Here is a 13,993-nt window from a genome sequence, read left to right as displayed (position 1 = left end):
CACGTCGGGTGCAGTTGCGCGAGTCCTCACCGAATCTTCACTGTGTCGTGCTCCGCGCGGGAGCTTGACACCTCGTCGGGGTCGGGGGCCGTCCATCCGGGCGGACCGAACAGGTACCCAAGCCGATTGCGAAAGCCTCTCGTGTGTCGGACATCTCGAAGGATCGCCGCATACTCGTGGGTCTGCAGACGCCAGATGTTGTAGGTGTCGATCGGCTTGGTGAGTCCATAGGTGGGACGCTGCGCCTCGGCGGTGAAGGTGCCGAACATGCGGTCCCAGATGATGAAGGTGCCGCCGTAGTTGCGGTCGAGGTAGTCGGCGTCACTGCCGTGGTGCACGCGGTGATGCGACGGTGTGTTGAAGACGAATTCAATAGGTCGCCAGAGCTTTCCGATGCGCTCCGTGTGAATCCAGAACTGGTAGACCAGATTCAGAGAGTACACACCGAACACCACGGCGGGTGGAATCCCGAGCAAGGGGAGGGGCAACCACATCACCAGTCCTGCACTGTTGTTCCACTTCTGCCGCAGGGCCGTCGTGAAGTTGAAGTACTCGCTTGAGTGATGGGCCTGGTGCGTCGCCCAGATCAGTCGGACACGATGCGCCATCCGATGTTCCCAATAGAACAGGAAGTCGAGCGCGACGAAGGCCACCACCCACGTCCACCACGTCGTCGCCGACAGTTGCCACGGCGCGAGGTAGGCGAAAATCGCGGAGTAGGCGAGGAGCCCAAGGGCCTTCCACCCTGCGCTGGTCGCGATGGAGACGAGCCCCATCTGCAGGCTCGCCCGCGAGTCACGCCAGTTGTAAGTGCCGGCCGCGGACGACTCGCGCACCTCTCGCTGCGACGGCCGCTGCGTCTCGGTGTGCTCGAGCTTGGCGGCGGCCACCCATTCCAGTACCACCATCGTCACGAAGAACGGGATCGCGACAACTGTCGGTTCTCGCATCGCTTCGGGCAGAAAGTCCAGCATGTCGGCTCCTCACGGTTCATCTGACACGAGATCGGGTCAGATAGCCAATTTCTGACACGATAGCATGTCAGATGCGTCCGGTCTATCGTCGGACGCGGCCGACAACGGAAAGAGGGTCGTGAGCGAAACCGAGGGTCGACGGTATGGAGGAGCCGACGCGGACCTCCGCCGCGAGCGTCGCCGCGCGGAGCTGATCTCCGCGGGACTCGAATTGTTCGGAACCCACGGCTTCCGCGCCGTTTCGGTGAAGCGGGTGTGCGACCACGCCGGTCTCACCCAGCGCTACTTCTACGAATCCTTCGCCGACCGCTCGGCGTTGCTGGCCGGCGTCTACGAGGACTGCGTCACCTTCGCACGATCACAGGTCATGGAGGTCGCGACGCCACTGTTGCCGGCCGACGGCGGGGGAGTGGCCACCACGGACGTCCCCGTTGTAGCCCGTGCCACCCTGGGCGCGTTCATCACCGCGCTCGCCGAGAATCCCCATCGGGCCCGCGTCATGTTGGTCGAGGTGGTGGGTGTCGACGAGGATCTGGAACGATTGCGCCTCAACGCAATTCACGGTTGGGCGGACCTCATCATCCTGCTCGCGAGGGGCGGTGTCCCCGCAGCGGCCAGTCAGCGTTTGGCCGCGATCGCCCTGGTCGGCGCCATCACCCAGCTCCTCGTGGACTGGTACACGAGTCACACCCAGGGCTTCGGCCCCGACGACACCGCCGACCCGTCGCTGTTCGACCTCACAGCCATTCGCGATGTCGGGGTTGAGCTGTTCATCGATGCGCACGCACGCTGGCTGGCACCATGACGCCCGACGCAACCACCCACCAGGAGGACCGATGACCACGCAGACCGACACCCCATCACCGTGGCGCGAACGCTCACTACTGATCGTGTTCCTCTCCGCGTTCGTCACCCAGAACGCCATCGCCATACCTTACGTCCGCGAGAACGGCTGGCGATCGGTCGGCGACTTCTTCGGCGGAGACATCCTCAAGACCACACCCGGCCGCTTCGCGATGGTCGACCTGACCTACGTGGTGATCGCCTTCCACCTGTGGGCGGTCGTCGAGGCCAAGAAGCTCCGCATTCTGCGGTGGTGGCTGGCGTCGCTGGTGCTGACGTTCGGCGTGGGGATCGCGACCGCCATTCCCTTCTTCCTGCTGGTACGCGACCGCGCGGCTGCGGGTGGTCGTTGACAGTGTGCCGATAGCACCGCATACTCGAGGTATCTGGTTACAGACGTAGTCAGATTGAGTGTTGGGGGAGACCATGGCGCAAGACACCCACCGGATGTCGCGGGTCGAGATGGATCACATCGACAGCAGGCTGTTTGCGAAGTCGCTGCTGTCGATGGGACAGACGATGAGTACGGCGAACGTCATCATGCAACTCGCCAATCCCGCCATCGGCTACGGAGTCGCACACAGCACGGTCGAGAGTGGACGCCTCGATCTGCATCCGATCAAGCGTGGGCGCACGACGGCGTCGTACCTCGCGGTGGCCGCGATGGGTAGTGCCGACGACCGACGGCGATTTCGGCAGGCGGTGAATCGTCAACACGCACAGGTCCGTTCGGTCGACGACAGTCCCGTCGAGTACAACGCGATGGATCCGCGGCTCCAATTGTGGGTCGCGGCATGCCTGTACCTCGGCTGGGAAGACATCTACGAGCGTGTGCGCGGACCACTGCGCGGCGCACAGCGCGAGGAGTTCTACCAGCAGGGCAAGGTCTGCGGAACCACTCTGCAGATGCCGGCCGAACTCTGGCCTGTCGATCGCGACGCGTTCGAGACGTACTGGAATGAGCAGACAGCCAACCTCCACATCGACGACGAGATCCGCGAATTCTTGCTCGGCATAGCCAATTTCGGCTACGCGCCGCGCTGGGTGCAGAAGCGGCACGGACCGGTGAAGTACCGTCGTACCATCGGCTACCTACCGGAGCCGTTCCGAGCGGCCATGCGGGTCGAGTGGTCGGCCGACGACCAACAATGGTTCGACGACTACGTCGACAAGCTCGTCAAACGCGAGCGTCGCAAACCATTGTGGTTGGCACAGTTGATCTTCCGACTGTTCCTGTGGGACACCCGGGTACGCAACCGGTTGGGTATTCCGTTGGTGTGAGCGTCGACCTCACTTCGGCGCCGTCAACAGGGTGAACATCACCTCGCTGCGCACGACGAACCCGAGGTTCTCATAGAGCCGGATGGCATTGGTGTTGTCGCTCGCGACGTGCAAGAACGGAGTACGCCCGCGAGCGCGAATCCGGTTGCACAGCAGTATTATCAGACTACCCGCCAAACCCTGACCCCGGAACTGCGGATCGGAACACACGGCACTGATCTCGGTCCATCCGGGCACCAGCAGGCGTTCGCCACCCATCGCGACGAGCCGACCATGGCGGCGAATACCGAGGTAGGTGCCGAGTTCGATGGTCCGTTCGGCGAAGGGTCCGGGTCGCGTGCGTCCGACCAAATCCAGCATGTCGAGTACGTCGGACGCTCCGAGTTCGGCTGCCTCCTCGTCGGATTCGAGGTCGAGCATGTGCTCGGCCACCATCTGAACGCCGGGCATGCTCAGTCGAACATGCCAGTCGGGCGGCGGGTTCACCGGCACTACGGGGAGAAACAGGGAGCCGCCGGGACCGACGAGTTCGCATGCGTCGGCCCAATCCTGCTGGGTCGGATCCAACGGCAACGCTGCGATCGGGTTGACGTCCGCCGGATACCGCAGCGCCCGACCACGACGCTCGGCAACGTGGGCATGCGGGCCGGACAGTGCCGCATACGCGGGGTTGTCCAACGGGTTTGTGTCCACGCGACGACGGTACCGCCATGGCCGTCAGACAACGGACACTTGGTGTCCACGGATCTCGATACCGTTGCGCTCCAACGCCTTGGTGACCATCTTGTCGAGCAGCTCGAGGTGGTACGCCATAACCGCATCGTCTGGGTTGCCCTGCACCGACTCGACCACGGACGCGCGATAGGCGGTCGCCGTCGCAGAGAAAGAGGCCGCCTCGGCCGGCGTTGGTTTGCGGGCCCGCAGGCTCACCGTCGTCACCCAGGCCACCAGGAGCACCGCGATGACCGCGCAGGCAATCGCGAGGGCCGTCTTGGGCTCGGCCATTTCGTCGTAGCTCTTGGCACCACCGTTGGTGAAGATGCAACTGTCACCAGGGCTCATGGTCTCCCCGTCGCACGACGGCGCTCCCGGGTGCATTCCCCACCACCCCAGCCAGAACAGGCCGAGCACGGCAACGGTCAGGCTGCCCCACCACCAGGCGAGGTTCGACGCTCGTGCGCGCTGCGGCCAGGTGATCCACTCACCGACCTTCTTCTGCGTGTTGTCAGACACTGCCGTAATCTGCTTGGTGGTAAGGTGTTTCGCCGGATCCGTCATCGTCATCTGATTCCCCCTGTTCGGTGACGACCGTCGCAGGTCGCGGTTCCGCGCTGAGAATACCCACGGTTACAGTTGGTGCCGGGCGTTGTTGTTCAGTTTGAATGACATTCAGGCCGACCCGGCGAGCACGCGCTCGACAAGTGCGACGGCGTTGGCCACACCGTCCTCTCGCGCGAGGTGATCGGCCAACTCTCTTGCACGAAACCGATACTCGGCACCCTTGTCGTCGGACAACGCCGACAATGCCGCGGCCAGATTGTCGCGGGTGGCCGAGGTTCGGGGAATCGGCTCGGGCGCACAGCCGAGTCGATGCAAGCGCAGCGCCCAGAACGGTTGGTCCATGATCCCGGGTAGCGCGACGCTGGGGATGCCCGCCCGTAGAGTCGCGGCGGTTGTACCTGCGCCGCAGTGATGGATCGCGGCCGAGACACGCGGAAGCAACCAGCTATGAGGAACATCGTCGATCGTCAGCACATCCGGATCATCCGAGCCTCCATCGAGATTCGCCCATCCGCGATTAACGAGGCCGCGACGTCCCGCTGCGCGTAGGGCCGCTCTAACCATGTCGCTGATTTCGCTCCCATCGCTCAGCGCGGTGCTACCCAGGCCGACGTACACCGGTGGCGGGCCGTCCTCGAGGAAGGACGCCAATTCGGCCGGTGGCTGATACTCCGAATCATCGTCCGGCCACCAGTATCCGGTGATGTGAACGCTCTCCGGCCAGTCTCGGGGTCGTGCGACGACGGACTCACTGAAGCCGCAGAGTTGGATCCACTCACGCTTGCGCTTCTGCACACTGCTTCGCGATTGGTCCGGCAATCCCAGCGATGCCCGTAGATCGTCCACCAGAGGCGCAAACACGCGCTCACCGGCTGCGCCCAATCGCCAGGCCGTACGGTTACCGAAGCGCCCGAACGACCTGGTACCGAGTGCCGGGGGAGCGAAATCGCCTGTCGGGTAGGCAGGCTGCAGCATCAGCGCTGCGCTCCGGACACCGCAGGCTTGGGCCGCATGCCATCCGAGCAGACCGCCGACGGGCCCTTCACACAGGACGAGGTCGGCATCGGCGGACGCCTTCGCCATGGCTTCTCCGACGCCCACCAGATCTCGTCGCATGCCCGCCAACGCGTCCTTTGTCGGTCGCATTCGACGACCGTCGACCATCGCTTGTCCGTACTCTGAAGCACGCGTGTCACTCTCGGTGTCACGCGGCAAGAGTCGGAACTCGAGTCCAGCATCGGTGACCATCTGCTCGTACGGGTGCTGCGCCGCTACAGATACATCCGCGCCGAGGTCGCCTTGCAGACCCGCGGCCAGACCGATGATGGGCGCGACGTCGCCGCGGGTCCCGAAGGCCAGGATTGTGACACGTGGGCTCATGACTGTGCTCCTAACGCGTTGACGAACAAGTTCCGTACAGCGGCGCAGTGCGCGATCACGTCGTAGTCGGCGTCGCGCGACAGTTCGCTCACCGCCCCGTCGAGGGACGCGCGAAGAATGTTCTTGAGTGTCAGCGGATCTGCGTCGGACGCGAACTCGCCTGAGGTCAAACCCTTCTGCAGGATGACGAGTGGGTCGAGTATCGCGAATTCGCTTGGAATGCCGTGCTCTTCGACATCGGCTACCACCGCCTGATCGAATCGTCGACCCGACGCGTCGCGATAGCCAAGGGACACCTCGTGCAAGGCCACGGCTTCTCGACGGTGGCGATCGAGGAACTCACCATTCGACTCGATGTAAGCAATGAGTCGCTCCGGCGGCGTTGTCGCAGCCAGCACGCGCGGAGCAATGATCGCGACGGACGCCTCGAACACCGAGGCAACGACACCCTCGACGATTTCGTCCTTGTTCTTGAAATGGTAGAGCACAACACTTTTCGCGATGCCAGCGCGCTCGGCGATCTTCGCCAGCGACGCCTGCGGGTAGCCGACTTCGGCGATCAGATCGATTGCGCATGCGACGATCTGCCGCCGACGCGCTTGGTCGGCAAAGGTCCGTTCGGATTCGAGTTTCGACCGCACGGTCTAATCATAGACCGTGCGGTCTAGATTCGCCACATGGTTGGAGGTCGTACGCGAGGCACAGTCGACCCTCTGGGGTATGACACCGCTTCGCGGGCGGGTCGAGGTGACGTGTCGAGCGATGTTGACGCCCGAGTCGATGTTCTCGGCGTGGCTGATCGGTCTGGAGGATCAGCCGGACCGCTGCGGGGAGATCTGTCTTGTCGAGGTCTTCGGCTCCACGTCCGCCACGTCCGCGCGTCGCCGTAGCCGGACTGTCCACGTCCACACCTCACACCGCTGTGCACAACCCCGACATCGACCATCGACCACCCCGATCCTGCACTAGTCTCAGCCCATGGCCTGGGGGAAACGTCAACTGCACGCGTCAGATACGCGCACCGACGAAGAACTCATCACCGCCCACGGCAACGGCGACCCCCAAGCCTTCACCATCCTCATCGAACGCCACCTCACCTACCTCTGGTCACTCGCATACCGCACCACCGGCAACCCCGACGACGCCGCCGACGCCCTCCAAGACGCCCTGCTCAGCGCGCATCGCACCGCTCACCGGTTTCGGGCCGACGCCAAGGTCATCAGTTGGCTGCATCGCATCGTGCTCAACTCGTGTTTCGATCGGATTCGTCGGACGAAGGCACAGAAGGCCATCTCGCTCCCCGGATGGGATGTGCCGGAACTGATGGACGCAACGGATCACACTGCAGCCGTTGATCTTTCGGTGTCTATCGGTCGTGCTCTCGACGTGCTCACCGCCGACCAGCGCGCAGCGATCGTGGCTGTCGACATCGAGGGATACTCCGTCGCCGACGCGGCGAAGCTGCTCGGCGTCGCGGAGGGCACGATCAAGAGTCGCTGTGCGCGCGGCCGGCTGCGACTCGCCAAGGCGCTGGGGCATCTCCGTGAGAATTGATGGGAACCGAAACTGGATCGCGTGCGTCCAAGACATCGAGACCACCGAACCGATGCAACCCGATCCGACGCACACCCAGAATGGAAGACTGAAACGATGACCCCGCAGAGTGATCTGCCAGATCCGCCCTACTCTGCCGACCTCCTCGCCGATCTCGATGCCGGAGCCCTACCCGATGATGTTGCGGCACATATGTTTCAGCAGATCGCCCACGACCCGCGCGCCCAGGCTGTCCTGCGCGCACTGGCCGCCACGCGACACGATCTCGCTGCCAGTGCCACCGACATGGTCGACGTTCCCGATGATGTCCGCGCGCGTGTGGGTGCCACCCTCACCGATCTCGCCGCGGCGCCGCCATCCCGCGCCGGTTCGCATCCACCGCGCACGCGGATTCTCTCGGCTGCCGCAGTGGTACTGCTGTTCGTCGTCCTCGGGGTGTCGGTGCTCGTCATAAGGGCCTCCTCCGATGACGCCGCACCACCCATCGCGGCGTCGTCGACCCCCGCCACGCCCTCGCGCACACTCAGCGGGGACGAACTCGTCTCTGCGTTGTCGGTCCTCGGCCATTCCGACAGCGCTCCGTTCGGATCCGCCGCCGCACTACGACGCTGCCTCGCCGCCAACGGTGTGCCCGACGACGCGGTGGTCGTCGGGTCGGGACCGATCACCAGCGACGGACGGCCGGCCGCCGTCATTCTGCTGTCGACCGGAGTCGCCGGTCGCTTCGACGCCCTGGTGGTCGGTACCGACTGTGACACCGGTCACCCCTCCACCATCACCCGCACCACCATCGGCGCACCCTGAGTCAGACGTCTGGCCGAATCACTCGGTGCAGGTCACCGATGGGGGAACATCTCCGCTTACCCTTGTGTTGAAGCAGCCGTGACGCCCTCCCGGCAACCCGGGACGAGGCCAACGGCGTCAGAGCACGGAGGATGGATGAGCGAGACGACATCGAACCAGATCCATGAGGTGATCATCATCGGTTCGGGACCGGCCGGATACACCGCAGCGGTGTACGCGGCGCGCGCCGAGTTGGCGCCGATCGTCTTCGAAGGAACCCAGTTCGGCGGCGCACTGATGACCACCACCGAGGTGGAGAACTTTCCCGGCTTCCAGAACGGAATCCAGGGGCCTGCACTGATGGACGAGATGCGTGAGCAGGCGCTGCGCTTCGGCGCCGACCTCCGCATGGAAGACGTCGACGCGGTGCGCCTCACCGATGCGGTGAAGGAGGTCGAGGCCGGTGGCGAGGTCTTCCGGGCACGCGCCGTCATCCTCGCCATGGGCGCCGCAGCCCGCTACCTGGGCGTGGAAGGGGAACAGCAACTCCTCGGCCGTGGCGTCTCGGCCTGTGCCACCTGCGACGGCTTCTTCTTCAAGGACCAGGACATCGCCGTCATCGGTGGTGGCGACTCCGCGATGGAAGAAGCGACCTTCTTGACCAAGTTCGCGCGCAGCGTGACGTTGGTGCACCGGCGCGAAGAGTTCCGGGCGTCCAAGATCATGCTCGAACGGGCCAAGGCCAACGACAAGATCCGGTTCGTCACCAACGCCGGGGTGCAGTCGGTCATCGGCGACGGCTCGGTCAGCGGTCTCGTCCTCGCCGACACCCGCACCGGCGATACCCAGAATCTCGACGTCACCGGCATGTTCGTCGCCATCGGGCACGACCCGCGCAGCGAACTGGTGCGCGGCCAGGTCGACCTCGACAGCGAGGGGTACGTGCAGGTGCAGGGTCGCACCACGTATACGTCGTTGCCCGGCGTCTTCGCTGCCGGCGACCTCGTCGACCACACCTACCGCCAGGCGATCACCGCCGCCGGAAGCGGGTGTGCCGCCGCGATCGACGCCGAGCGCTGGCTCGCCGAACAGGGAGAAGCCGCCGACCTGACCGTGGCCGACGCCGAGCCGGTCCAAGCCCCCGCCTGAAACCAGCAACACACCTTTCCACTGAGGAGGACACCACCATGGGTGCAAACACCGTCGTCGTCAACGACGCCACATTCAAGGACACCGTGCTCGGCTCCGACAAGCCGGTGCTCGTCGATTTCTGGGCAACCTGGTGCGGTCCGTGCCGCATGGTCGCTCCGGTGCTCGAGGAGATCGCCCGCGACCACGGCGACAAGCTCACCGTCGCCAAGCTCGACGTCGACGAGAGCCCAGCCACCGCGCGGGACTTCCAGATCATGTCGATCCCGACCATGATCCTGTTCGAGAACGGTCAGCCCACCAAGACCATCGTCGGAGCCAAGGGCAAGGCCGCGCTCCTGCGTGAACTCGACACCGTGGTGGGCACCTCCGCCTGACACCCACACCCCGGTCAGCAAACTCCCAGGTCGAGGCCTCGGCGACGCCAGTATTTGGCGGTGCCGGGGCCACCTGAGAGAATGCAGCCTGACGAGACGAGGAGTGTCAGCGATGCCATTGTTCCGCCTGGGGGATCACGGATCGGCGGTTGCCGAGATCCGCGCCATCCTGGCCGGACGCGGTCTGCTGCCCACCCGTGCCACCGGATTCGGCGGTCCCACCAACGGCTGGACCCCTCCGGAGGCCGTCTTCGACGCTCCGGAACAGATCTTCGACGACGCTACCGACCAGGCTGTCCGCGCCTTCCAGCAAGAACGGGGGCTGATCGTCGACGGCATCGTCGGTCCGGCCACCTACCGCGCGCTCCGCGAGGCCTCGTATCAGCTTGGCGCCCGCGTGCTGGCATTCCGCTTTTCCGCGCCCATGGTCGGCGACGATGTGGCGACGCTGCAAAGCCGGCTGCAGAACCTCGGGTACTACACCTCACTGGTCGACGGTGTCTTCGGCGAAACCACCGACACCGCCGTCCGGCTATATCAGAGCGAATACGGATTGTCGTCGGACGGCATCTGCGGTCCGGCGACCCTGCGTTCTCTCGAGCGTCTCGGCACCCGGGTCACCGGCGGATCGCCGCATGCGATCCGAGAAGAGGAACACGTCCGACGCTCGGGTCCCCGCTTGTCCGGTAAACGTATCTTGATCGATCCGGGTTCCGGTGGCCTGCACGACCTTTCGTTCGGTGACACCGCCGAGCACGAGTCGCGTCTGTTGTGGGATCTCGCCGCCCGGCTCGAAGGGCGCATGGCGGCGGCGGGCATGGAAACGTTCCTGTCGCACGATGGCCGCGGACACCCATCCGACGACGAACGAGCACGTGTCGCGAACCTCATGGACGCCGATCTGATGATCGCCTTGCGCTGCGGGCACTACCGCAACCCGAAGGCACACGGCGTGGCGTCGTTCTACTTCGGGAACAGCCACGGGTCGTACTCGACCATCGGCCGCAACCTCGCCGGCTACATTCAGCGCGAGATCGCTGCGCGCACACCACTTGCCGACTGCCGCACACACGAACGCACGTGGGATCTGTTGCGTCTGACCCGCATGCCGGTGGCGCTCATCGACATCGGCTACATCACCAACCCCGAAGACTCTGCAACGCTTGAGGATTCGAACTACCGCAACGTCATCGCCGAGGCCATCCTGGTTGCGGTCAAGCGGCTGTACCTGCTGGGCCAGGACGACAGGCCTACCGGCAGTTACACTTTCGCCGAACTACTGGCGGCCGAAGAGATCTCCAGCTAGAGCTCCCTTCAGCCCGACCGGCACGGCGCTGCGTTCACGTCCTGCCAGATCGATCGCCGCCATCACCACCAGCTTCTCCAGGGCACTCTCGACCTCGAACTTCCAGCCGAGCCCCTCGTCGAGTTCGAGACGAAATCGCGGGAACCGGGGATGGCTCGCGACAACGTCGAAGGCCGAGTCCTTGAGGAAGCCGGCGTCGATCATGCAGGCCGTGCACAGATCACCCTGGGGACCGTCGAGGATTTCCCGGGCGACTTCCACGATGGATTCGTCGGTCCATGAACTCAGCCCCTCCTCTGAGGCCATGTCACCGTCGCCCGGCTGATGCGCCGACCGCACGAGACCGAAGGCTTCAACGGCTCGGACTCCTCGACGCATGAGATCTGCGAGCACCGCGTCGAGCAGAAGCGTCGCGGCTTCGTCGTGACCGGGTTCGGTCCGAATGCTCGTCAACAGCACGGCGTCGTGACTCACCGGGGAAGTGGGGAAGGACGTCGACCGCGGCACCCGATTGGGCGGGGCGTAGAAGGCTGTCCCGACGACGCTGTTGGTTGCCGTATCGACCGCGATCTGTCCGCACGTTCCCCACTCGAGCAAGAGCCCGGAGATCCACGCTTCTTTGTCGAACTCGCTCTCGAAAGCACCGAGGTCACCGAACATCGCCGTGTCACCGGGCCGCCCCTGATTTGTCGCCGGATCCACCTCCCAGAACACGCACCGCCGGGTGTGTTGGGGCAGCAACTCGAACGAGTCGAGGTCGAGGCGAACGATTCCGGTGCCCATCGTCACCCGATCTTCGACTTCAACGTACGGTCAGCCAAACATGTTGCAGCCCATAGCTTTTGATTGACAGGGCGCGTTGTCGTCACAGTGACATAACTTCCGTGGGTCATCATAAGGGGATCTTCGGCCGACGAATCACTTCTTGGGGTCGATGACGCCGACAATCCGCTCGAGGTCTTCCACCGATCCGAACTCCACCACGATCTTGCCCTTTCGCTTGCCCAATCCGACTGTAACCCTCGTGTCGAGCCGATCCGAGAGTCGCTCGGCAAGATCTTGGAGTCCGGGCATTTGCATCTGCCGGCGCTTGGGCGCGGCCGGCGACCGACCGTCCGGCCCGTCGCCCCGGTTTGCGAGGGTCACTGCCTCTTCGGTGGCGCGCACCGACAACCCTTCGGCGACGATGCGCGCAGCGAGTGCCTCTTGCCCGTCGCTTCCGGTCTCCAGGGAGAGGAGCGCGCGTGCGTGGCCCGCCGACAACACGCCGGCTGCGACCCGGCGCTGGACCGGGATCGGGAGCTTCAGGAGACGGATCATGTTCGAGATCAACGGACGCGAACGGCCGAGGCGAGAGGCGAGCTCCTCGTGAGTGACGCCGAACTCGTCGAGCAGCTGCTGGTACGCGGCAGCCTCTTCCAACGGGTTCAGCTGAGCCCGATGAATGTTCTCGAGCAGCGCGTCGCGCAGCATGTCGCCGTCGGGCGTCTCTCTAACGATCGCCGGGATCGCCTCGAGCCCGGCTTCTTGGCTCGCCCGCCACCGTCGTTCACCCATGACCAACTGGAATCGGACGCCCGACGCCGTCGGCTCGGGCAGCTCGCGCACCACGATCGGCTGCATCAGTCCGAACTCGGTGATGGAGTGAACCAGTTCGGCGAGGGCCTCCTCGTCGAAGACCGTGCGTGGCTGGTTCGGGTTGGGTTCGATCTCGGCGGGCGGGATCTCGCGATAGACCGCACCCACCTCATCGTGGGGTAGGGGTTGGGTGAGTGTGGCCGTCGCGGCCCCGCCGGCGGTCGTCGGCCGCTGAGTGCCGGACTCCGGGGCAGCCGACTTGCCGATCACCACATCGGCAGCCGCCGCACCCATGCGAGGCGCACCCGTCGCCTGGTCATCCACCGGTCCGGTAGGAATGAGGGCTGCCAGCCCGCGTCCGAGTCCGCCACGGCGCTGTGCGGTTTCACGTGGACTCATGATGGTTGTCCTCCCGGCAAGGTCTCGATGGGTGTGCACTGCTGTTGCCCGCTACCACTTCGCGTCATGCGCGTGCGGTCTCCGGTGCGGGGGAGCGGAGCGCCAGTTCACGCGCCGCGTCGAGGTAGCTCATCGCACCACGGGATCCGGGGTCGTATTCGATGATCGTCATGGCATAGCCCGGTGCTTCCGACACCTTCACGCTGCGCGGGATGATCGCGCCGAGGACCTTGTCGCCGAAGTGTCGTCGCACCTCTTCGGCCACCTGATCGGCGAGCTTGGTGCGGCCGTCGTACATCGTCAGAACGATCGTGGACACATGGAGTCCCGGATTGAGATGCGCCTGCACCAGCTCGATGTTCCGGAGAAGCTGCCCCACACCTTCCAGCGCGTAGTACTCGCACTGAATCGGGATCAGCACCTCACGTGCCGCGACCATCGCATTGACGGTGAGGAGCCCGAGCGATGGGGGACAGTCAATGAAGACGTAATCGATGTCGAACTCAGCGAGAGTTTCCTCCGAGAGCGCATTGCGCAGCCGGTTCTCGCGTGCCACCAGAGAGACGAGCTCGATCTCGGCGCCGGCCAGGTCGAGGGTGGCCGGAACACAGAAGAGGCGCTCGTTGCTGGGACTCTGCTGGATCGCTTCCCTCAGCGTCACCTCGCCGAGCAACAGCTCGTAAACCGAGGCGATGTCGGGCGCGCGGTGGTCGATCCCCAACGCCGTACTCGCGTTGCCCTGTGGGTCGAGGTCGACGACCAGGACGCGCAGACCATGCAGAGCAAGTGCGGCGGCGATGTTCACGGCGGTGGTTGTCTTGCCGACACCACCCTTCTGATTCGCCACCGTCATGATGCGGGTCTGGGATGGACGGGGGAGTTGGCCGGCGCCACCGGGAGTCAAGACCTGACTGGCCCGTTCCGCGGCGGCTGCAATCGGAGTGTCGTCGTAGGGAACTCCCTCGGCTGTTTCACGTGAAACGTTCGGGTCCTGGTCGACCACGCGTTGACTCCTTTGCCCGACCTCGTAACCGTTGGCGCCTGCTGCGCCGACGGCATCTGCCGAATGCGGTTGCGGGCCGCCCTTC

16 protein-coding genes are annotated in these 13,993 nt (G+C 64.8%); 8 read left to right on the top strand and 8 right to left on the bottom strand.

The annotated features are described in order from the left end of the window. Positions 1-26: 26 nt before the first annotated feature. A complete protein-coding gene (locus tag ACWDTF_RS05315; RefSeq protein WP_240855466.1) occupies positions 27-974 on the bottom strand; it encodes a sterol desaturase family protein in 948 nt (315 codons plus the stop codon). Positions 975-1,092: 118 nt separating this feature from the next. Between ACWDTF_RS05315 and ACWDTF_RS05310 the strand changes: the two genes are divergently transcribed. The 3 genes from ACWDTF_RS05310 to ACWDTF_RS05300 all read left to right on the top strand — a co-directional run bounded on the left by ACWDTF_RS05310 (position 1,093) and on the right by ACWDTF_RS05300 (position 3,098). Continuing rightward, positions 1,093-1,779 carry a TetR family transcriptional regulator gene (locus ACWDTF_RS05310; protein WP_433257131.1) on the top strand — a complete coding sequence of 229 codons (687 nt, stop codon included), beginning with the start codon at positions 1,093-1,095 and terminating at the stop codon, positions 1,777-1,779. Positions 1,780-1,810: 31 nt separating this feature from the next. After that, positions 1,811-2,170 (top strand): DUF2834 domain-containing protein, encoded by a 360-nt coding sequence (locus ACWDTF_RS05305; RefSeq protein ID WP_433257133.1) that lies wholly within the window; start codon positions 1,811-1,813, stop codon positions 2,168-2,170. Positions 2,171-2,243: 73 nt separating this feature from the next. After that, positions 2,244-3,098, top strand: a complete 855-nt coding sequence (locus ACWDTF_RS05300) for an oxygenase MpaB family protein (protein ID WP_433257135.1) — start codon at positions 2,244-2,246, stop codon at positions 3,096-3,098. A 9-nt stretch (positions 3,099-3,107) separates the two neighbouring features. On the opposite strand, the gene ACWDTF_RS05295 is transcribed toward ACWDTF_RS05300, so the two are convergent. The 4 genes from ACWDTF_RS05295 to ACWDTF_RS05280 all read right to left on the bottom strand — a co-directional run bounded on the left by ACWDTF_RS05295 (position 3,108) and on the right by ACWDTF_RS05280 (position 6,400). Then, on the bottom strand, positions 3,108-3,791 hold the full coding sequence (locus tag ACWDTF_RS05295) for a GNAT family N-acetyltransferase (RefSeq protein ID WP_355275729.1): 684 nt from the start codon (positions 3,789-3,791) through the stop codon (positions 3,108-3,110). A 24-nt stretch (positions 3,792-3,815) separates the two neighbouring features. Then, the gene (locus ACWDTF_RS05290) at positions 3,816-4,331 is read right to left on the bottom strand and encodes a hypothetical protein (RefSeq protein WP_433257137.1); all 516 of its coding nucleotides are present in this window, start codon (positions 4,329-4,331) and stop codon (positions 3,816-3,818) included. A gap of 156 nt (positions 4,332-4,487) precedes the next feature. Next, a complete protein-coding gene (locus tag ACWDTF_RS05285; protein ID WP_433257139.1) occupies positions 4,488-5,759 on the bottom strand; it encodes a nucleotide disphospho-sugar-binding domain-containing protein in 1,272 nt (423 codons plus the stop codon). Beyond that, positions 5,756-6,400, bottom strand: a complete 645-nt coding sequence (locus ACWDTF_RS05280; RefSeq protein ID WP_240855485.1) for a TetR/AcrR family transcriptional regulator — start codon at positions 6,398-6,400, stop codon at positions 5,756-5,758. The genes ACWDTF_RS05285 and ACWDTF_RS05280 overlap by 4 nt, the downstream gene beginning before the upstream one ends. A 337-nt stretch (positions 6,401-6,737) precedes the next feature. Here ACWDTF_RS05280 and sigM point away from each other — a divergent pair, with 337 nt between their 5' ends. The 5 genes from sigM to ACWDTF_RS05255 all read left to right on the top strand — a co-directional run bounded on the left by sigM (position 6,738) and on the right by ACWDTF_RS05255 (position 10,928). Next, on the top strand, positions 6,738-7,313 hold the full coding sequence (sigM, locus tag ACWDTF_RS05275) for an RNA polymerase sigma factor SigM (RefSeq protein WP_355275722.1): 576 nt from the start codon (positions 6,738-6,740) through the stop codon (positions 7,311-7,313). A gap of 96 nt (positions 7,314-7,409) precedes the next feature. Next, entirely contained in the window at positions 7,410-8,117 is a 708-nt protein-coding gene (locus tag ACWDTF_RS05270; RefSeq protein ID WP_433257142.1) for a hypothetical protein, read from the top strand. A gap of 135 nt (positions 8,118-8,252) precedes the next feature. Continuing rightward, on the top strand, positions 8,253-9,245 hold the full coding sequence (gene trxB / locus ACWDTF_RS05265; RefSeq protein WP_449754062.1) for a thioredoxin-disulfide reductase: 993 nt from the start codon (positions 8,253-8,255) through the stop codon (positions 9,243-9,245). A gap of 38 nt (positions 9,246-9,283) precedes the next feature. Continuing rightward, positions 9,284-9,622 carry a thioredoxin gene (gene trxA / locus ACWDTF_RS05260; protein WP_240855497.1) on the top strand — a complete coding sequence of 113 codons (339 nt, stop codon included), beginning with the start codon at positions 9,284-9,286 and terminating at the stop codon, positions 9,620-9,622. Positions 9,623-9,734: 112 nt separating this feature from the next. Next, positions 9,735-10,928 carry an N-acetylmuramoyl-L-alanine amidase gene (locus ACWDTF_RS05255; RefSeq protein ID WP_449754061.1) on the top strand — a complete coding sequence of 398 codons (1,194 nt, stop codon included), beginning with the start codon at positions 9,735-9,737 and terminating at the stop codon, positions 10,926-10,928. Here the strand turns inward: ACWDTF_RS05255 and ACWDTF_RS05250 are convergent. The 3 genes from ACWDTF_RS05250 to ACWDTF_RS05240 all read right to left on the bottom strand — a co-directional run bounded on the left by ACWDTF_RS05250 (position 10,899) and on the right by ACWDTF_RS05240 (position 13,908). Beyond that, positions 10,899-11,711, bottom strand: a complete 813-nt coding sequence (locus tag ACWDTF_RS05250) for a hypothetical protein (RefSeq protein WP_449754060.1) — start codon at positions 11,709-11,711, stop codon at positions 10,899-10,901. The genes ACWDTF_RS05255 and ACWDTF_RS05250 overlap by 30 nt on opposite strands. A gap of 135 nt (positions 11,712-11,846) precedes the next feature. Then, positions 11,847-12,905, bottom strand: coding sequence for a ParB/RepB/Spo0J family partition protein (locus tag ACWDTF_RS05245; RefSeq protein ID WP_433257148.1), 1,059 nt, complete (start codon positions 12,903-12,905; stop codon positions 11,847-11,849). A 64-nt stretch (positions 12,906-12,969) separates the two neighbouring features. Further along, a complete protein-coding gene (locus tag ACWDTF_RS05240) occupies positions 12,970-13,908 on the bottom strand; it encodes a ParA family protein (RefSeq protein WP_449754059.1) in 939 nt (312 codons plus the stop codon). Positions 13,909-13,993: the final 85 nt, after the last annotated feature.

This window comes from Gordonia sp. NPDC003422, assembly GCF_053588675.1.
Note: the sequence above shows the minus strand (reverse complement) of the source record. Positions and strands in the feature narration are given on the sequence as shown.